The organism is Bacillus sp. Je.9.29.b (assembly GCF_051129925.1).
Lineage (GTDB): Bacteria > Bacillota > Bacilli > Bacillales > Bacillaceae > Bacillus > Bacillus safensis.
In genome coordinates this window covers 255,108-272,113 of record NZ_JBCPSO010000003.1, presented here as the reverse complement: position 1 = coordinate 272,113, position 17,006 = coordinate 255,108, and the positions used below count along the sequence as shown (strand labels likewise).

The following is a 17,006-nucleotide window of genomic DNA, read 5'->3' as shown; positions in this document are numbered from 1 at the left end:
CACCTGCCTATATGAGTGTATGAATGAAACGTTTAAAAGCTGTTTTCCCTTGCTCGGTTCTTTTAAACACACCCGCCTGTGAGAGAATACGAGAAAAAATCATACCGACTTCTTTTTGTAAAATGGCTTCTGTATTGTCCTCTGTAAAGGTATTCTCTTCAAGCAGACGCTTTGCCCATGTTTCGTGTTTCGTAATAGCAGGGCGGGCTTTGATTTCTTCAAGGGGGTTTTTGGATAACAGCGCTTCTTTTAATTGACTTAATTCCTCTGCTAATCTACCAGGAAGAACTGCAAGACCCATCACTTCAATTAATCCGATATTCTCTTTTTTAATATGATGGACTTCTACGTGCGGGTGGAAAATTCCATCCGGGTGCCGCTTGTTTGTACGATTATTGCGCAGCACTAGATCTAATTCATAGTCATCTCCATGGCGGCGTGCAATGGGTGTAATGGTATTATGCGGCGTCTCTCCTGTATGAGCTAGCAGCTCCACTTCTTCATCTGAATACATTTTCCACTTGGTTAAGATAAAGTCTGCGGCTTCTGCAAGCGTCTGCCGGTCACTGCTTCGAAGCCGGATCACAGACATCGGCCATTTCACAATGCCAGCCCTCACATTCGGAAAGGCATTCAGAGAGAAGACATCTTCCACCTCCGCTTTCGCCATCGGAAATTCATGCGCACCGCCCTGAAAATGGTCATGACTTAATATACTGCCCCCGACAATCGGAAGGTCGGCGTTCGATCCGATGAAATAGTGCGGGTATATATATATGAAAGAAAGCAATCGTTCAAAGGTCTTTTTGGTGATGCTCATCGGCTCATGTTCGCCTTTGAACACAATACAGTGCTCGTTGTAATACACATAAGGTGAAAATTGTAGAAACCAAGATTCATCTGTGAGTGTCACAGGAATAATCCGGTGATTCTGTCTCGCTGGATGGTCGATGCGCCCCTCAAACCCAACGTTTTCTTTGCAAAGGAGACAAAGAGGATATTGCTTTTGACTAAGCTTTTTGGCTTCAGCGATTGCTTTTGGGTCCTTTTCCGGCTTTGATAGATTAATTGTGATCTCCAGCACGCCATCATCTGTTGGTGTAAACCACTGCACATTTTTGGCGATTCTGCCTGTATGAATATAGTGTGCGTGCTGCTGCATTTCATAGAACCAGCTTGTAGCCGCCTCTGGCCCTTCATGCTGGCGTTTCTCTTCAAACTTTGCGTAGATGACACTTGGAGGCGCCACCAAGCATCCCATGATTTTCGCATCTAGTAAATCGCGATACGTATCCGTCCCCTCAGGGATAAGGCCAGTCTCAACTGCCCAATCCAGCATCGGCACTAAGATGTCTTCAAGCTCCGCCTCCCCTGAGACTGTTCTCGGCTCAGCTTCATCCAGCCCAAGCACCTCAAGCAGCCGATTTCTCGTATAATCGATATCTAGTCGTGTGATCAGCTCTTGATTGATCCCGTATTGAATCAGCTGTTCCAGTTTTTCAAAAATATCAACCGCCATTCTCTCTGTCCCCTCTCTTGCCTGCCTGTTATGCGTTATTTACTCTGGTAGCCGTCTGGATGCTTCTGAAACCAATCCCACGCACTTTGAATGATGGTGTGAAGGTCAGCATATTGAGGTGTCCACCCTAATTCTTGCAGTGCTTTTTCAGAAGAAGCAATCAGCTTTGCTGGATCTCCCGCGCGTCTGTCAGCCACCTGTGCTGGGATCGCATGCCCCGTGACGTTTCTAACAGCATCTACTACCTGCTTCACGGAGAAACCAGTGCCATTCCCTAAGTTATATGTTGCACTTTCTTTTCCAGCGCGCAGACGATCAACAGCTAAGATGTGCGCGTCTACTAAATCCATGACATGAATGTAATCCCTAATACACGTGCCATCCTCTGTCTCATAATCATCACCGTAAATCATGATCTGATCTCGTTTTCCTAAAGCCACTTGCAGAATGATCGGAATGAGATGTGTCTCAGGCTGATGATCCTCTCCGACAAGTCCTTCTGTATGAGCGCCAGCTACATTAAAGTAGCGAAGCACGACGTATTTCATTCCATATGCCTGCTCAGACCACTTCAGCATTTTTTCAATGGCTAGTTTCGTTTCTCCATAAGGATTGGTTGGATTCGTCTCATCCGTTTCAACGATCGGCACTCGCTTTGGTTCACCATATGTGGCAGCGGTTGAAGAGAAAACGATGTGTTTCACATCAAATTCATTCATCACCTGAAGTAAGGCTGTTGCTCCTCCAACGTTGTTGTCATAGTACTTTAGCGGGTCTGTTACACTCTCGCCGACAAGTGAATCTGCGGCAAAGTGCATCACCGCTTCTATTTGATGTGTTTTGAAAACCTGTCTTAAAAAATCTTGATCTCGTAAATCTCCCTCTTCTAAAACAGCTCCCTCCAAAACAGCTTCTTTGTGGCCTGTCTGCAAATTATCCACTACCACCACTTGTTCACCTTTCGCTAAAAGAGCCGCTACCGCATGGCTGCCAATGTATCCTGCTCCCCCGCACACTAAAATTGTCATTACACTTCCTCCTTCGTTAGTTCTCTTGCGCCGCCTCCAATTCCAGCTGTGTAAAAAGAGGCTTGAATGCCTGTCTTCTCTTGATAAATCGCACCCGTTTCTTTTATAAATGATGCCAGCTGCTTTTCTTTCACAATACTGATGGTGCAGCCGCCAAAACCCGCGCCCGTCATACGAGAGCCAATCGTTCCAGGATGGAGCCAAGCGGCTTCTGCAAGTGTATCTAGTTCAAATCCAGTCACTTCATAATCATTCTTTAAAGAGAGATGAGAAGACTTCATGAGGGCGCCTATTTCTTCCATTTTATCATTTTTCAGAAATTTGACTGCTTTTATGGTCCGCTCGTTTTCTGTCACTACGTGTCTTGCACGTTTAAGGCATGTTTCATCCTGAATCAAATGGGCATGTTCGGCAAATTCATCTGCCGTGAGCTCACATAAGTGGGCAAGATCGATTTCTTTTCGTAAATCGTTTAAAGCTGATTGACACTCTGACCGGCGTTCATTGTATTTGGAGTCTGCCAGTGTCCGCTTTTTGTTTGTATTGGCAATGACAAGCGCCAGTCCCTCTTGCCGAAACGGACTGTATTGAAAATCAAGGGTATCGCAATTGAGCAAGATGGCGTGATCTTCTTTTCCAAGAGCAATTGAAAACTGATCCATGATGCCGCAATTGACGCCAATAAATTCATTTTCTGCACGCTGCGAAAGGAGGGCAAGACGGGCATTTGAAACGCCGAATGAATGCCATTCATTGATGAAGACGGCGGTGACAAGCTCAATCGAGGCAGAGGAAGACAGGCCTGCGCCATTAGGAATATTGCCGCCGTATACAATGTCAAAGCCTTCTTCTATCTTCATCCCTGCTTCGATAAACTGATGGAACACACCCTTCGGATAATTCGCCCAGCCGTCCGATTCTAAGTAAGCGATTTCAAAAAGGTCGAATTCTTTCACACCATCGCCATCAAAGTTCAAGGAATACATTCTCACGCGGCCATCTGTCCGCTTTGCACATGCTGCATATGTACCGAGAGTGAGCGCACAAGGGAATACATGACCTCCATTGTAATCTGTATGTTCACCAATCAAGTTCACTCTTCCCGGGGCAAAAAAATAGCGTAGTTCTTCTTCTCTATCCCCAAATTGCTGGTGAAATGCCGTGCGTAACATATCGATCATATCCATTCCCCTTTTCTCTTCTGATACTCTTATTTTAGTTGCCTGAACTGCGTAAGTTCAATGGTAAAAAAATCGTTAAAAAATACCCTTTTTTTGCTGTGAATGGTACGATGTGATATGAGGTGTACCATGATTCAAAATAGAAAAAGGTTGTTTTTTGCTGTGAAGGAGGTTTTCCAATTTGAAGAAGGAAGCATTTGCATTTCGTTTTCACCATTCTGATGTTACATTGCCGGCACAAATATGGTCTGTTGGCTGGGAGGTTCAATCATCTTCGTTATACAGCTGGAATGGCGTGGAGCGGAAGGATCAGGGCAAGTGCATCTTTCAGCTCACACTGTCTGGACATGGCATGATTGAAATCGGACAGAAGCGGTTTAAAGTCTTGCCGGGGCAGGCCTTTCTTGTGAAAAGCCCTAGTGCCTATCAATATTATTTTCCAGAGGACAGTGAGCATTGGGAATTTCTCTATTTGACGCTTTATGGGGAAGCCTGCGATCTTTGCTTTGACCAATTTATAGATCAAGGAAAGCAGGTCATGCGTTTTCATCCTCATTCCAAACCGATCCGCCTGCTGAAGAAAATTTATGATGAAGCCAGTGAAAGACGGATAACCAATCCATTTGAGGGGTCTAGCCTTGCTTATCAATTTGTCATGGAACTGTATTCATATTTGCCAAAGCTTGAGGGACAAATGGAGAAATGGCCTGAGCCTATCGTCCAAGCGGCCTTGTTTGCCAGCCATCATTTTCACGAGGAAATTGGCCCAGACGATATGGCAGCTGCGGCACGTTTATCCAAAAGTCATTTTACGAGAGAATTCAAAAAGGCCACTGGCTTCACACCTATTCACTACTTAACCAATATCCGGTTAGAAAAGGCGGAAACATTACTAAAAACAACGAAATACTCGATTGAAGAAATCGCCATACAGTGCGGCTACCGAAATGCGAATTACTTGAATAAAGTCTTTCGAAAGAAAATCGGCATGTCTCCAAAGCAACTGCGGGAAACAAGCGATGCATAATAAAAAGCAGCCGCTGCATCATTGGCTGCTTCTTTTACGCTTTTGACAGGTCAACATGAATTCTCCCTTGTCTTAAAACAATGGTCATTTGTGTATCAGGGGTCATTAAGTTTTCTAAAATGTCCGTTGCCGTTTGAAGCGCAATGTCCATTCGGTTGATCTTTTCCTTTTCTTGTTCCGAAAACGCTTCTGGATGTGCGGTCATTTCTTTGACTAGCCTCAGCACTTGTTCATGCTGCTTTTCTGTTTGTTGATATATGGCATCATATAAGTCGTCTGGCCTGCTGCTCATTTCACATCACCTATCTTTTTTTATGTGTTAAATCGCATCTTCTTTTGTTTTCTTGAAGACGAACCACTTACTGGCGACATAATTGACCACCACAATCACAAAGTTGACGAGAATTTTTGCGACGGTTTCATTGAGCGCCATTTGGCTCACAAATAAAATCATCAGCCCCAGATCTACACCTAGAGACATGAGACGGACACTAAAAAATGAAGAAAGCTCACGCATGAGGCTTTTTGTGTCACGAGCCTTTTGCTTGAAGACATACTTCTTATTGGTGATATAAGCAAAGAGAACAGCAAATACCCATGAAACAACCGTAGCTGTTTTGTAATCCATGGAAAACATCTCAACGAATAAATAGAAGCTGACGATATTGACAATGGTTGTACACACACCCATCACAAGATACATGACAACTTCTTGATACTTTTGAAAAAGGCTATACATGTCTTTCTTCATTCCTTCTTGGTGGTTTCTGTTTCTTTTAGAATACCATCTTGAGAAGAACTTCCCAAACGAACAATATGTATGTCCTGCAAAGATGAAATTTGTTCTACTCGATGGCAAATGTCAACACAATTGGTTTATATGAGTCAAATGTTTTAGGTCTTTATCATTATTTTAATTTATAATCTTTCAACTGACTTTACAATTGTTTATTATTAGAAGTAAGATTTCAATATTTATGGGTTTTTTAGTCATTTTTTTAGGGACGTGGTAGGTGATAGATTTTACAAAATAGGTTAAATGTCATCATTTTTCGACAAAATTTATTTTGCGCTGTTTTCAACCACACGTACAGTTACTAGACGGTTTGTTCAAGTCATTGGTTGCAGTGAATATGTCTTATTGAACTGGAGGATATTATGGATACGCAAGTGAAAAGAAGAGTTGACGAAGAGTGGGTTTATTTGATTCAGGAAGCGAAAAAAATTGGACTAGGCATCGAAGAAATACAAGCTTTTTTAACATCCAACGGTGATCAGAAGATGATAAACAAACCGTAAATCAACGCCGTTATCCTTTGTCTTTCAGACTGCTTTGGCTATAAGTTCTGACCTGTCAATTGACCTTTTGAAAATCCTTTCATGACGATACGCTACAATAATTGAACACCTCTCCATACCAATCCCTTCACTCAATGGGGTTCTGTCTTTCTATATTAGGAGGACAGTCCATTTCCTGTTCTTTATATGATCCCTTTTTTAGCCGTCATTCATGAAAATTGTCCTTCTCTCGTTATAAAACCAAGCTGCTCACCCATATATTAAGCATGAAAACAACGAGAAAGCAGAAAGGTGGGTAGAGCGTGAGTTCAGATTCCCTTTCGTATTATCACCAAAAAAAGGATCAGTATTATCATGGGGTAAACCCGGTCATCGTCAGCCGTATCCGCGCGGAATGGACGTCTTTGTTGGATATCGGATGCGGCACAGGCAAGCTTGGAAAAGTCCTGAAACAAAAGGGCCGGACCATTTATGGCATTGAGTCATTTGAAGATGCAGTAAAAGAGGCTAAGCAAGAGCTGGATCATGTTCTCTGCGGAAATATTGAACAGATGGCTCTCCCTTATCAACATGAACAATTTGACTGCATGATTTTCGGAGACGTCCTCGAGCATTTATTGGACCCTTGGGCCGTTTTAAAAAAGGTGAAACCCTTCCTTAAAAAAGAGGGTGCCATCCTGTCATCTATTCCAAATATCGGCCACATTTCCACGGTTTTAGAATTACTAGCCGGCAGATTTACTTATACAGATGCAGGGTTAATGGATCAAACACATTTACGTTTCTTCACCCTTCACGAAATACATGCACTCTTTCATTCAGCGGGTTTTCACATTCGCGAATTCGAGGCCATTCGCGTACAGCATCCTTCCTATGCAAGCGTGTTGAATGATTTACATGAATTACTCATGAAACACGGCATTCGTTCTGATTTTCACGAGTCTGCTACAGCCTATCAATATGTGGTCGAGGCGGTTCCATTTCATGAGTAATCCGACGATTCTGTTTGTTTTATGTGTGAATGATGAATCGATGTTTCAAGCTTGCTTCCGGCAGCTCGCTTCACTTCCGGCTCCTCATGGATACCATGTGGAGGTCTTACCAATCAGACAGGCATCAAGTATGACCTCTGCATACAATGAAGCCATCACTCATCCAGCTCAGTTTAAAATTTATCTTCATCAGGATACCTTGATTGTCAAACAGCATATGCTGCTTGAACTCATCCCGCTTTTTTTACAAAATCCATCACTTGGCATGGTTGGCGTGATTGGAGCAGAAAACGTGCCTGACAATGGAATTTGGTGGGAGAGTTCTGATTGCAGGGGAAAAGTCATTGAATATCGTCACGACACCTATCAGCTGCTTTCGTTTGAAAGAGACCGTCAGCAGCCCGAAGCGCAAGATTATATCAAAGCTGCGGCCATTGATGGTCTATTCATGGCAACACAATACGATGTGAGGTGGCGTGAGGACCTCTTTGACGGCTTTCATTTTTATGATGTCTCGCAGTCCTTTGAATTCACTCAGAAGGGCTATAAAGTTGGGATTGCAAGACAAGAAGAGCCTTGGTGTATTCATAAATGCGGAGATCATTTTGACGCAGAAGCATATGAAAAAGCGAGAGAAACATTTCTTGCAAATTATCGATAGAAAGCACCCTTTTCGGGTGCCTTTTTTATGATATACTGTCATAAACAGCCAGATCGTCTCATATGCATTGGAGTACCTTGTCCCTAATTCGTACAAAGGAGGAAACAATGGCAGACAAAAAAGTTCATTATAAGAAGGTTGCCGCTTCAGAGGATTTTCGAAAACTTCTTGAGGAAAAACGCAGATTTATCGTACCGATGACGATTTTCTTTTTTCTCTTTTACTTTTCACTTCCGGTTGCTACATCCTACTTCACCTTTTTGAACACGCCGGCAATTGGCGCGATCTCATGGGCTTGGTTATTCGCCCTCACACAATTTGTCATGACCTGGGTTTTATGTGGACTTTATGCAAAAAAAGCAGCTAAGTTCGACAATTATGTAAGCGCTTTAAAAACTGAATCAAGAGGTGATGACGAATGAGCATGGCCGCTTTTATTTTGTTCGTAGCGATCGTAGGGCTCACATTGGTCATCACATATTTTGCTGCGAAAAAAACAAGCAATGCGAGTGATTTTTACACAGCAGGCGGAGGTCTGACTGGGTTTCAAAACGGCCTTGCCATTGCTGGAGACTATATGTCTGCTGCATCATTTTTAGGGATTGCTGGAATGATCGCGTTAAACGGATTTGACGGCTTTTTCTATAGCATTGGTTTTCTAGTAGCGTATCTTGTCGTTCTTTACGTTGTGGCTGAACCGCTACGAAATCTGGGAAAATATACGATGGCCGATATGATCGCTGCACGGTTTAAGCGCCCTGCTATTCGAGGGGTTGCCGCCTTTAATACCATTACAGTTTCCACTTTTTATATGATTGCACAGCTTGTTGGGGCAGGTGCATTAATCAAGCTACTTCTTGGCATTGATTACTGGATTGCGGTGCTGATCGTAGGTGTCCTAATGACCATTTATGTCGTGTTTGGCGGCATGATTGCGACCAGCTGGGTACAGATCACAAAGGCTGTGCTTCTCATGCTTGGGACGTTAATTATTTCTCTGCTTGTGTTTGCAAAATTTGATTTTAGTCTGCTGAAGATGTTTGAACAGATGAAAACAGCGACCCCGCTCGGCGAATCGTTTCTTCACCCGGGAAATAAATATGATGTGCCTTTAGAAACCCTGTCTCTTAACCTCGCCTTAGTGCTTGGGACAGCAGGTTTGCCACATATTTTGATCCGTTTTTATACGGTAAAGGATGCGATTTCTGCGCGAAAATCGGTTCTTTCTGCTACTTGGATCATCGGGATTTTTTATTTAATGACGGTTTTCCTTGGCTTTGGCGCTGCCGCCTTTGTTGGAACAGAAGCGATCACGGCAGCAGATGCAGCAGGGAATATGGCCGCACCTCTTCTGGCACAAGCCCTTGGAGGAGATTTATTATTTGCCTTTGTTTCCGCTATCGCCTTTGCAACCATATTGGCAGTGGTGACTGGGCTTGTTTTATCCGCCGCATCTGCTTTTGCCCATGACTTTTATAGTCAGATTATCCGCAAAGGAAAAGCGAGTGAGCGGGAGCAAGTGAAGGCGGCGCGCTTTGCTTCAATCGGCGTGGCGATCCTCTCTATCATTCTTGCATTATTTGCCCAGTCCTTAAACGTCGCTTTTCTTGTGTCTCTTGCCTTCGCAGTGGCGGCAAGTGCGAACTTACCTTTGATTATCTTCACTGTTTTTTGGAAACGATTTAACTCTACGGGTGCCATCGCAGGAAGCTTAACAGGCCTTCTGAGCGCACTGATTATCGTCGCGCTCAGCCCAAGCGTCTGGGACCCATCAGGAGCAGCCATCTTCACAGGAGAGCCGCTCATCCCGCTGTCGAACCCTGGGATTATCTCAATTCCACTCGGATTCCTTGCCGCATACTTAGGCACGATATTCTCTTCTGAAAAAGCAGATGAAGACACCTTTACGGAAATTCAAGTAAAGGCACATACAGGCATGCATATGGATACTGATTCATAAGGAAAAGCCGGCTGCACAGCCGGCTTTTTAATAGCGCTGGAATAACTCTGGGTTTTTCGGAACGTTTTCTAAATAAACGATCTTCCCGTGGTCGTCCAGCTCGGCGATATCAATTCCTTCTGCTGTATAGACACGGCCATCCGAAAGTTTTCCGCAAACGGCCCAGTTTGTTTCATACTTTCCATCTTCTCTTTTTATCCACCCATCCCACATATGCTTAATGTCATCATGTACGTGGAAAAATGTGTTCAAAAACTGTGTGAATGCTTGGATACCAGGCTTTTGGGCGCCATTTAAGACAATCATGACATCTTCAGAAAACAATGCCAGCAATTCATCCAGTTTCTCCTGCCCTTTTCCTGCTTCATCGTATCGGCGAAAATACGTATTGAGCACTTCCATGTTGATTCTCCTTTATTTACCTGTCATTTCGAAAATAATCGAACTATATAATTGTACACAATTGTTTCTATCCTGTCTATTTTCCCCGGCATAAGAAAAGACATGAATTGATTCAATCCATGTCTCCTTCAGATTAAAGAGATGCTTTTTCTGCTCCAACAAGTGATTTCAGCTCTTCTGCTGCTTTTTTTGGATCGGCGCTCTGGCTAATAGCACTAATGATGCTTATACCGTCTGCCCCAGCTTGTATCACTGGTGCAGCGTTATCGTATGTGATCCCTCCGATACCTACAATCGGAATCTGAAAGCCATGACGGCGGACTTCAGTGATCAAAGACACACCCTGGACACTGCGTGTATCCTTTTTCGTTTCCGTTGGATAGACTGGGCCCATCCCGACATAATCTGCTCCGTCCTTCATGGCTTGTTTTACTTCATCTAGGTTATGCGTCGACACGCCTAATATTTTATTCCCGATCCTTTCTCTAACGTCTTTTGCATTTGTGTCTTCCTGTCCAACATGAACGCCATCTGCATCAAGATCAATCGCTAGCTGTACATCATCATTCACAATAAAAGGAACATTTGCTTCTTGGCAAAGCGCTTGAATTTGACGAGCCAATTGTTTCTTCTCATCACCCTGCAAAGCCTTTTCACCCTTTTCACGAAATTGAAACATGGTGATTCCGCCTTGAATGGCCTCTTTCACAACATCAAGCGGCTGCCTCGTTGTATTCGCTGTGCCCATAATAAAATAAACCGATAATTGCTGTTTGATTTGCTGTTGCTCAGCCTTTGTCATGTGAAACTCCCCCTATTTTCCCTAACGTCAGCACTTCATCTCCGGTTGTGTGTGATAGTTCGTTTAACAATTCCATTTGAAAAGTTCCCGGTCCTTTATCCTTTGCGTGCAGAGCTGCCCTTTCAGCGGCGACACCATAAAACAGCAATGCAGCGGCCGACGCATGAAGCGGCTGTTCACCTGCTGCACAAAATGCCCCGATGACTGACGTCAGCAAACAACCGGTTCCCGTCACCTTGGTGAGCCATTCATGTCCATTATGAATGGACAGCACCTCATCTCCATCTGACACCACATCGACTTTTCCTGTAATTACCACTATTGTCTGAAGTGCAATAGACGCTTGTTTGGCTAATGCCGATACATCTCCATTCGCCGCTTTCGCATCAACGCCTTTTGACTCCCAGCCATCCACTCCAAGTAAATGAGCCACTTCAGCAGCATTTCCTCTGACAACGGTCATTTTCACTTTCTTTAACAGCTGTTTAGCGGCATTCGCTCGAAACGTTGTCGCACCGACGCCGACAGGATCTAACAAAACAGGTACACCTTTTTCATTGGCGGCTTGTCCAGCGAGTATCATAGCTTCCACCGTCTCTCTGGTCAGTGTGCCAATATTAAGCACAAGTGCATCCGCTAATTGCGCCATTTCAGCCACTTCTTCTTTGGCGTTTGCCATGACTGGCGAAGCACCTAAAGCAAGCAGTCCATTCGCTGTAAAATTCGTCACGACTTGATTGGTGATATTATGAACGAGTGGATTTTTTTCTCGAACCTTCTCCAATAAATGAGACGCGCAGCTTGTTTTCATCCGTATCGTCCTCCCTTTTACTCTGCATCCCACACGTAGGATTTCGTATGCTTTAACCATTCTCTTGCCGCAAACGACAAATAGCGGTCTTTACGCCAAATGACACCTAAATGCCACGGGATCGATGGGTTTAGGGAAATGACCTTTACCTTTTCAGGATCAAGATCACGGCAGATTCGTTCTGGCAGAAGTCCAATCCCTAAGTTTTCAGCTACCATTTCACTAATGAAATCCCACTGAGACGTTTCATAAATGACATTTGGCCGAAATCCCGCATTCATACATTCATTCAAAATCCGGCTGTGCAGAACAAAATCTTCTCTAAAGAAAATAAAAGACTCTTCCCTTAAATCAGCTAAATGTACCTCCTCACGACCAGCCATCGGATGGGATGGGTGCGTTACGAGCTTCATGTTCTCTTTAATAATGGTGTACGTATGAAAAATTTTATCATTTGCAGGCAGTACAATGACACCAATATCAAGCGACCCATCCTCAACTCCTTCTTCTACTTTAATAGAGCCGTGCTCAACCAATTGAAATGTGACATCTGGATATTGCTGGCGGAATTCCCCCATGACATTCGGGAAGAAACTTGACCCAATCATCGGCGGCAGTCCGATTCGAATATGCCCTTTTTTCACATTCATTAAATCATTTAATTCGCTCGTTAAATTCTGAAATGACTGTGTAATTTCACTCGCCTGTGTATACATGGTTTGGCCAGCATCTGTCATTTCAACCTGCCGGCCATTGCGGTAAAACAACTGGACCCCCAGCTCATCCTCCAGGTTTTTGACCATCTTGGAAATGGTCGGCTGCGATACGTAAAGGGACTGCGATGCTTTCGTGAAGCTCTTTAACCTTGCCACTTCTAAGAAATATGTTAAATGTCTGATGTCCATATGCTTCATCCTCCCTATAGACAAAAGGAATAATTACTATTCGATATATGTATTTTACCTATAACTGAACGTGCTGTACACTTTAAAGTAAGCTCATCACTTGGAACGTTGTCATGTTTTTGTGAAACACTGAACAATTTATATAGAAAAAGGAGTGAACAGAAAGTGAAATTGCTCAAAACGCCGCTGATTGCTGCCCTTCAGATTATGGCCTTGTTTATTTTTGCGAAATTCATGAATGTGCTGGCGGCCTTTTTGCATTTAAGAATTCCGGGCACGATCTTAGGCATTCTTGTCATTTTCTTATTACTTCATTTTAAGATCATTCAATTAAAATGGATAGAACTTGGCGCCGTATGGCTGCTCGGAGAACTGCTGCTTTTCTTTATTCCATCAGCAGTTGGTGTCATTGATTATGGAAAACTGCTTTCTCAATCTGGCACAAGTATTGTCCTTGTCGTCTTAATTAGTACGTTTGTGGTCATGCTCTCAACTGGTATCATGACGCAAATGATTGCGAAACGAAAGGAGCGGAAAAAGCTATGTTAGTTGGCGGACTATTTCTGATTTTAACAGTTCTTTTATATCTCGGATCAAAAGCGGTGTACAAACGGCATCCGAAGGTTTATGTCTCACCGTTACTTGTCACTCCGCTTGTCCTTGTCGTCTTGCTGTTAATCGTCAACATTCCTTACGATGCTTATAATCAAGGCGGGAAATGGCTCACGAATATGCTGCAGCCTGCGACTGTTGCTTTTGCCATTCCTTTATATAAGTATTTTCATATCCTGAAGAAGCATGCAGTGGAAATTATTTTGAATGTGGCTTGCGGCTCTGTCATTGCGATCTTATCAACGGCATTCATCGCCAAGTTGTTTCATCTGGACACAGGCCTTATTGAGAGCCTTGTCCCAAGATCGGTCACAACACCTGTAGCGATGAGTGTGTCAGAAATGATCGGCGGCATGCCGTCCGTTACGGCCGTATTTGTCATTTTAACCGCACTGTTTGGATCGATTATCGGTCCAATGGTGATCCGTTATTTCCGCATCGATAATGACATTGCCATGGGCGTCCTGCTTGGAACAGGTGCACACGGTGCAGGAACATCGAAGGCCTTTGAAATGAACTCCGTCTCAGGGACGATCTCAAGTGTATCGATGATTATTTCAGCCATTATTACATTATGTGCAGCGCCTATCCTTATGTCGTTTGCCTTATAGAAAAAAGCCATTCCTTATCGGAAATGGCTTTTTCTTATGCTTGTATGAAGACAACCTTTAAATAGTTTCCTTCGGGATAATTCTTCGTTGTACGGAAATCCTCAGGAAGTGTATATTCTTCAAGTATCCGATAGGTTTGCCCTGATTCTTTAAAAGCCTGTGCAATAAACCCTTTAAATTTCTTCATGCCAAATGCACTGCTATTCGTTGATGCCACAATGACGCCGTTCTCAGCTGTAATTTGGATGGCTTCTTTTAATAGCTTCTTATAATCCTTCGCCGCACTGAATGTGTGCTTTTTCGTTCGTGCAAAGGAAGGCGGGTCTAAGATGACGAGATCATAGGTCCAGCCTTTTTTCGCTGCAAACGGAAAATATTTAAAGACATCCATGACTTTGATATCCTGCCCGTCCACATCAATACCATTGACTTCAAACTGCTCAGATGTTTTTTTCAAGCTGCGGTTTGCAACATCCACACTTGTCGTACGGCTCGCTCCACCAAGCGCAGCTGCCACTGAGAAAGCGCCTGTGTAAGAAAACGTATTGAGCACAGTCTTTCCTTTTGCATAACGGTCTCGGATCGATTTTCTCACATGACGCTGATCAAGGAAGATACCCGTCATCGCGCCATCATTTAAGTAAACCGCCACGTTCATCCCGTTTTCTTTCACGATGAGAGGAAATTCACCTTTCTCTCCCTTCACAAAATCATCATCTTCTATATACTGTCCAGACGTATCAAATCGTTTCTTTTCATAAATGCCTTTATAGTCTGGATATACCTGCTCAAGTGCAGCCAATACATCTTCCTTTAATGTATAGACTCCTTCGCTATACCATTGGATGAGGTAGAATCCGTCATAATGATCAATCGTGACGCCGCCAATTCCATCACCCTCTCCGTTGAAGACGCGGAAAGCAGTCGTCTGTGCATCACGAAATAAATGCGTTCTGCTTTTCGCCGCCTGCTCAAGCCTAGAGACAAAGAAAGTTTGATCTATTTTTTCGTTCGCATCAAAGGTTAGGACCCAGCCGATTCCTTTATTTTGTACACCATAATACCCTTTTCCTAAAAAAGCGCCTCGCTCATCTACCCATTCAATGAGCTCGCCTTCCCGTACACCGTTCACATGCGATACTGCATCTTTGGAAATGAGCGGATATCCTTTTTTCACTTGCTCCGCAAATGTTTGTTTTAATGAGATTTTTTTCATTTGTGTCATCCTTATCCTAAATTGACTCTCTCTATCCTACCATATGAATGTATACGTTACTTCTATTATGATAAGATGAGGAGAAAAATATCAACATGACATAGAGGAGGCACTTCGTTTGACGACATTACGCTTAGATCATACAGGTATTATGGTTTCGAATATTGATCAATCGATTGATTTTTATGAAAAAGTGGTGGGCATGAAATTAAAGGACCGCATCACTCATACAAATGGAGTGATTGAGCTTGCCTTTCTCGGTTTTAAAGATGAAACCGAAACGGAAATTGAGCTCATCCAAGGCTACAGCAGTGACCTGCCATCTGAAGGGAAGGTCCATCATCTCGCTTTCACAACAGACAATATTCATGCTGAATTCAATCGTATTCAAAAACTGCAAATTGAATTAATTGATGAAGAAATCACGACATTACCAAATGGATATTGCTACTTCTTTTTCAGAGGACCAGACCAAGAATGGATCGAATTCTTCCAGCGCTAATATTTCCTAGGAAATGGGGCCGCTAAATCTATCTTCCACTTATTCATAAAGAAAAGAGTAAGAGCATATACATGCCCTTACTCTTTTTTATAACACTTTACTAAGAAATGATTTTGTACGCTCATGCTGCGGGTTCCCAAAGAGAGCTTCCGGTTTGTCTTCCTCGACAATATATCCGCCATCCATAAAGATGACACGATCTCCTACTTCTCTTGCAAAGCCCATTTCATGTGTGACCACAATCATCGTCATGCCTTCGACAGCTAATTGTTTCATTACAGCTAATACATCCCCCACAACCTCAGGATCAAGAGCCGATGTCGGCTCATCGAATAATAGTACTTTCGGGTCCATTGCCAAGGCTCTTGCAATGGCGACACGCTGTTTTTGTCCACCAGATAATTGATTAGGAAAGCTTTGAGCTTTGTCTTTTAAGCCGACTTTTTCAAGCAAGTCTAACGCTTTTTCGACTGCTGCCTTCTTCTCGATGCCTTTTACCTTGATCGGTGCAATCGTGATATTTTCTAAAACTGTTTTATGAGGGAATAAATTAAAATGCTGAAACACCATGCCTACTTCTTGTCGTACTTTATTGATATTCACTTTTGGGTCTGTAATCGTGTGTCCGTGGACAACGACTTCTCCAGCCGTGATATCTTCTAATTTATTGAGGCATCTTAGAAACGTGCTTTTCCCTGATCCAGAAGGACCAATGACACACACTACTTCCTTTTCCTCGATGACTGCATTAATATCCTTTAACACTTCGTGATCGCCAAAGGATTTCTTTAAGTTTTTCACCGTAATCATACTCATTTGATATCAAATCTCCTTTCTGCGTAGCTAGCCAGTAGAGAAAGTAAATAAATGATCACGAAATAAATGACACCGACAATGAGCCAGACATTCAATGGATCAAATGTAGCCGATGCTTGAACTTGTCCTCGTTGCATAATATCGGCAATCCCGATAATAGATAAGAGAGATGTATCCTTCAAGCTGATGATGGCCTGGTTTGTAATCGCTGGGAGCATGCGGCGGAATGCCTGCGGAAGGACGATAAAGCGCATGTTTTGCCCCCCTGTAAAGCCTAAAGAGCGCGCAGCTTCTGTTTGTCCTTTATCAATAGACTGAATCCCTGCACGAATAATTTCTGAGAAATAAGCCCCTGCATTAATCGCTACTGTAATAATTCCTGCAGGCACTCGATCAAGCGAAATGAATTCAAGTGTATTCAAACCAAAATAAATGAAGAATAGCTGTACGATAAATGGTGTACCTCGAATGGCATTCACAAAAACGAGTGCGATGAAATTTAAGATTTTAAATGGTGACAGACGGAATAATGCCACAATTAACCCTATGATAAACCCTAAAATGATGGCAACAACAAAGATATATAAAGTGGTTTGCAAACCATCCATTAAATACGGAAATGCATTAATAATAGTATCCATGTTTCTCCCTCCCTAATTCAC

The 17,006-nt window shown here is 43.1% G+C and carries 21 protein-coding genes; 9 read left to right on the top strand and 12 right to left on the bottom strand.

Going from position 1 to position 17,006, the window contains the following annotated elements; all coding sequences use genetic code 11:
• Positions 1 to 7: 7 nt before the first annotated feature.
• The 3 genes from galT to AAZR19_RS07555 are packed head-to-tail and all read right to left on the bottom strand — an operon-like array spanning position 8 to position 3,728.
• Positions 8 to 1,519 carry a UDP-glucose--hexose-1-phosphate uridylyltransferase gene (galT, locus tag AAZR19_RS07565; RefSeq protein WP_041108308.1) on the bottom strand — a complete coding sequence of 504 codons (1,512 nt, stop codon included), beginning with the start codon at positions 1,517 to 1,519 and terminating at the stop codon, positions 8 to 10.
• A gap of 35 nt (positions 1,520 to 1,554) precedes the next feature.
• On the bottom strand, positions 1,555 to 2,547 hold the full coding sequence (gene galE / locus AAZR19_RS07560) for a UDP-glucose 4-epimerase GalE (RefSeq protein WP_034621905.1): 993 nt from the start codon (positions 2,545 to 2,547) through the stop codon (positions 1,555 to 1,557).
• A complete protein-coding gene (locus tag AAZR19_RS07555; RefSeq protein WP_041108529.1) occupies positions 2,547 to 3,728 on the bottom strand; it encodes a galactokinase in 1,182 nt (393 codons plus the stop codon). The genes galE and AAZR19_RS07555 overlap by 1 nt, the downstream gene beginning before the upstream one ends.
• 181 nt (positions 3,729 to 3,909) lie before the next feature.
• Here AAZR19_RS07555 and AAZR19_RS07550 point away from each other — a divergent pair, with 181 nt between their 5' ends.
• A complete protein-coding gene (locus AAZR19_RS07550; RefSeq protein ID WP_024423841.1) occupies positions 3,910 to 4,755 on the top strand; it encodes an AraC family transcriptional regulator in 846 nt (281 codons plus the stop codon).
• A 34-nt stretch (positions 4,756 to 4,789) separates the two neighbouring features.
• Here the strand turns inward: AAZR19_RS07550 and AAZR19_RS07545 are convergent, their stop codons facing one another.
• Together AAZR19_RS07545 and AAZR19_RS07540 are read right to left on the bottom strand one after the other, a co-directional pair.
• Complete coding sequence (locus tag AAZR19_RS07545; RefSeq protein ID WP_024423842.1) at positions 4,790 to 5,047, bottom strand: hypothetical protein; 258 nt, start codon at positions 5,045 to 5,047, stop codon at positions 4,790 to 4,792.
• Positions 5,048 to 5,074: 27 nt separating this feature from the next.
• Positions 5,075 to 5,458: a GtrA family protein gene (locus tag AAZR19_RS07540; RefSeq protein WP_012011676.1), complete on the bottom strand. Its 384-nt coding sequence runs from the start codon at positions 5,456 to 5,458 to the stop codon at positions 5,075 to 5,077.
• Between the two features lie 455 nt (positions 5,459 to 5,913).
• Between AAZR19_RS07540 and AAZR19_RS07535 the strand changes: the two genes are divergently transcribed.
• The 5 genes from AAZR19_RS07535 to AAZR19_RS07515 all read left to right on the top strand — a co-directional run bounded on the left by AAZR19_RS07535 (position 5,914) and on the right by AAZR19_RS07515 (position 9,667).
• Positions 5,914 to 6,054: an anti-repressor SinI family protein gene (locus tag AAZR19_RS07535; protein WP_008345506.1), complete on the top strand. Its 141-nt coding sequence runs from the start codon at positions 5,914 to 5,916 to the stop codon at positions 6,052 to 6,054.
• 302 nt (positions 6,055 to 6,356) lie between these two features.
• Positions 6,357 to 7,046, top strand: a complete 690-nt coding sequence (locus AAZR19_RS07530) for a class I SAM-dependent methyltransferase (RefSeq protein WP_041108311.1) — start codon at positions 6,357 to 6,359, stop codon at positions 7,044 to 7,046.
• Complete coding sequence (locus AAZR19_RS07525) at positions 7,039 to 7,707, top strand: glycosyltransferase family protein (protein WP_041108313.1); 669 nt, start codon at positions 7,039 to 7,041, stop codon at positions 7,705 to 7,707. The genes AAZR19_RS07530 and AAZR19_RS07525 overlap by 8 nt, the downstream gene beginning before the upstream one ends.
• Before the next feature lie 107 nt (positions 7,708 to 7,814).
• Positions 7,815 to 8,129 carry a DUF485 domain-containing protein gene (locus tag AAZR19_RS07520; RefSeq protein ID WP_024423845.1) on the top strand — a complete coding sequence of 105 codons (315 nt, stop codon included), beginning with the start codon at positions 7,815 to 7,817 and terminating at the stop codon, positions 8,127 to 8,129.
• Positions 8,126 to 9,667, top strand: a complete 1,542-nt coding sequence (locus AAZR19_RS07515; protein ID WP_434702759.1) for a solute symporter family protein — start codon at positions 8,126 to 8,128, stop codon at positions 9,665 to 9,667. Before AAZR19_RS07520 ends, AAZR19_RS07515 begins: the two co-directional genes overlap by 4 nt.
• A 27-nt stretch (positions 9,668 to 9,694) precedes the next feature.
• On the opposite strand, the gene AAZR19_RS07510 is transcribed toward AAZR19_RS07515, so the two are convergent.
• The 4 genes from AAZR19_RS07510 to cidR all read right to left on the bottom strand — a co-directional run bounded on the left by AAZR19_RS07510 (position 9,695) and on the right by cidR (position 12,587).
• Positions 9,695 to 10,069: a nuclear transport factor 2 family protein gene (locus AAZR19_RS07510; RefSeq protein ID WP_041108317.1), complete on the bottom strand. Its 375-nt coding sequence runs from the start codon at positions 10,067 to 10,069 to the stop codon at positions 9,695 to 9,697.
• A 133-nt stretch (positions 10,070 to 10,202) separates the two neighbouring features.
• Positions 10,203 to 10,871 (bottom strand): thiamine phosphate synthase, encoded by a 669-nt coding sequence (thiE, locus tag AAZR19_RS07505; RefSeq protein ID WP_434702757.1) that lies wholly within the window; start codon positions 10,869 to 10,871, stop codon positions 10,203 to 10,205.
• Positions 10,858 to 11,682: a hydroxyethylthiazole kinase gene (gene thiM, locus AAZR19_RS07500; protein WP_041108321.1), complete on the bottom strand. Its 825-nt coding sequence runs from the start codon at positions 11,680 to 11,682 to the stop codon at positions 10,858 to 10,860. Before thiM ends, thiE begins: the two co-directional genes overlap by 14 nt.
• 17 nt (positions 11,683 to 11,699) lie before the next feature.
• Complete coding sequence (gene cidR / locus AAZR19_RS07495) at positions 11,700 to 12,587, bottom strand: cidABC operon transcriptional activator CidR (RefSeq protein WP_039182411.1); 888 nt, start codon at positions 12,585 to 12,587, stop codon at positions 11,700 to 11,702.
• Positions 12,588 to 12,752: 165 nt separating this feature from the next.
• On the opposite strand from cidR, the gene AAZR19_RS07490 reads away from it, so the two are divergent.
• Together AAZR19_RS07490 and AAZR19_RS07485 are read left to right on the top strand one after the other, a co-directional pair.
• Positions 12,753 to 13,136 (top strand): CidA/LrgA family holin-like protein, encoded by a 384-nt coding sequence (locus AAZR19_RS07490; protein ID WP_024423851.1) that lies wholly within the window; start codon positions 12,753 to 12,755, stop codon positions 13,134 to 13,136.
• Positions 13,130 to 13,810, top strand: a complete 681-nt coding sequence (locus AAZR19_RS07485; protein ID WP_041108324.1) for a CidB/LrgB family autolysis modulator — start codon at positions 13,130 to 13,132, stop codon at positions 13,808 to 13,810. The genes AAZR19_RS07490 and AAZR19_RS07485 overlap by 7 nt, the downstream gene beginning before the upstream one ends.
• Positions 13,811 to 13,844: 34 nt before the next feature.
• Here the strand turns inward: AAZR19_RS07485 and AAZR19_RS07480 are convergent, their stop codons facing one another.
• A complete protein-coding gene (locus tag AAZR19_RS07480) occupies positions 13,845 to 15,026 on the bottom strand; it encodes a class I SAM-dependent rRNA methyltransferase (RefSeq protein ID WP_041108326.1) in 1,182 nt (393 codons plus the stop codon).
• 118 nt (positions 15,027 to 15,144) lie between these two features.
• Between AAZR19_RS07480 and AAZR19_RS07475 the strand changes: the two genes are divergently transcribed.
• A complete protein-coding gene (locus AAZR19_RS07475) occupies positions 15,145 to 15,528 on the top strand; it encodes a VOC family protein (RefSeq protein ID WP_024423854.1) in 384 nt (127 codons plus the stop codon).
• Between the two features lie 87 nt (positions 15,529 to 15,615).
• Here AAZR19_RS07475 and AAZR19_RS07470 read toward each other — a convergent pair whose 3' ends face one another.
• On the bottom strand, positions 15,616 to 16,344 hold the full coding sequence (locus AAZR19_RS07470) for an amino acid ABC transporter ATP-binding protein (RefSeq protein WP_024423855.1): 729 nt from the start codon (positions 16,342 to 16,344) through the stop codon (positions 15,616 to 15,618).
• Complete coding sequence (locus AAZR19_RS07465) at positions 16,341 to 16,985, bottom strand: amino acid ABC transporter permease (protein WP_024423856.1); 645 nt, start codon at positions 16,983 to 16,985, stop codon at positions 16,341 to 16,343. The genes AAZR19_RS07470 and AAZR19_RS07465 overlap by 4 nt, the downstream gene beginning before the upstream one ends.
• Positions 16,986 to 17,006 lie beyond the last annotated feature (21 nt).

What these genes read in the sequence shown, in the direction of transcription:
- galT (WP_041108308.1), bottom strand. Translation starts at nt 1,519, where the DNA reads ATGGCGGTTGATATTTTTGAAAAACTGGAACAGCTGATTCAATACGGG.
- galE (WP_034621905.1), bottom strand. Translation starts at nt 2,547, where the DNA reads ATGACAATTTTAGTGTGCGGGGGAGCAGGATACATTGGCAGCCATGCG.
- AAZR19_RS07555 (WP_041108529.1), bottom strand. Translation starts at nt 3,728, where the DNA reads ATGATCGATATGTTACGCACGGCATTTCACCAGCAATTTGGGGATAGA.
- AAZR19_RS07545 (WP_024423842.1), bottom strand. Translation starts at nt 5,047, where the DNA reads ATGAGCAGCAGGCCAGACGACTTATATGATGCCATATATCAACAAACA.
- AAZR19_RS07540 (WP_012011676.1), bottom strand. Translation starts at nt 5,458, where the DNA reads ATGTATCTTGTGATGGGTGTGTGTACAACCATTGTCAATATCGTCAGC.
- AAZR19_RS07535 (WP_008345506.1), top strand. Translation starts at nt 5,914, where the DNA reads ATGGATACGCAAGTGAAAAGAAGAGTTGACGAAGAGTGGGTTTATTTG.
- AAZR19_RS07525 (WP_041108313.1), top strand. Translation starts at nt 7,039, where the DNA reads ATGAGTAATCCGACGATTCTGTTTGTTTTATGTGTGAATGATGAATCG.
- AAZR19_RS07520 (WP_024423845.1), top strand. Translation starts at nt 7,815, where the DNA reads ATGGCAGACAAAAAAGTTCATTATAAGAAGGTTGCCGCTTCAGAGGAT.
- AAZR19_RS07515 (WP_434702759.1), top strand. Translation starts at nt 8,126, where the DNA reads ATGAGCATGGCCGCTTTTATTTTGTTCGTAGCGATCGTAGGGCTCACA.
- AAZR19_RS07510 (WP_041108317.1), bottom strand. Translation starts at nt 10,069, where the DNA reads ATGGAAGTGCTCAATACGTATTTTCGCCGATACGATGAAGCAGGAAAA.
- thiE (WP_434702757.1), bottom strand. Translation starts at nt 10,871, where the DNA reads ATGACAAAGGCTGAGCAACAGCAAATCAAACAGCAATTATCGGTTTAT.
- thiM (WP_041108321.1), bottom strand. Translation starts at nt 11,682, where the DNA reads ATGAAAACAAGCTGCGCGTCTCATTTATTGGAGAAGGTTCGAGAAAAA.
- cidR (WP_039182411.1), bottom strand. Translation starts at nt 12,587, where the DNA reads ATGGACATCAGACATTTAACATATTTCTTAGAAGTGGCAAGGTTAAAG.
- AAZR19_RS07485 (WP_041108324.1), top strand. Translation starts at nt 13,130, where the DNA reads ATGTTAGTTGGCGGACTATTTCTGATTTTAACAGTTCTTTTATATCTC.
- AAZR19_RS07480 (WP_041108326.1), bottom strand. Translation starts at nt 15,026, where the DNA reads ATGAAAAAAATCTCATTAAAACAAACATTTGCGGAGCAAGTGAAAAAA.
- AAZR19_RS07470 (WP_024423855.1), bottom strand. Translation starts at nt 16,344, where the DNA reads ATGAGTATGATTACGGTGAAAAACTTAAAGAAATCCTTTGGCGATCAC.
- AAZR19_RS07465 (WP_024423856.1), bottom strand. Translation starts at nt 16,985, where the DNA reads ATGGATACTATTATTAATGCATTTCCGTATTTAATGGATGGTTTGCAA.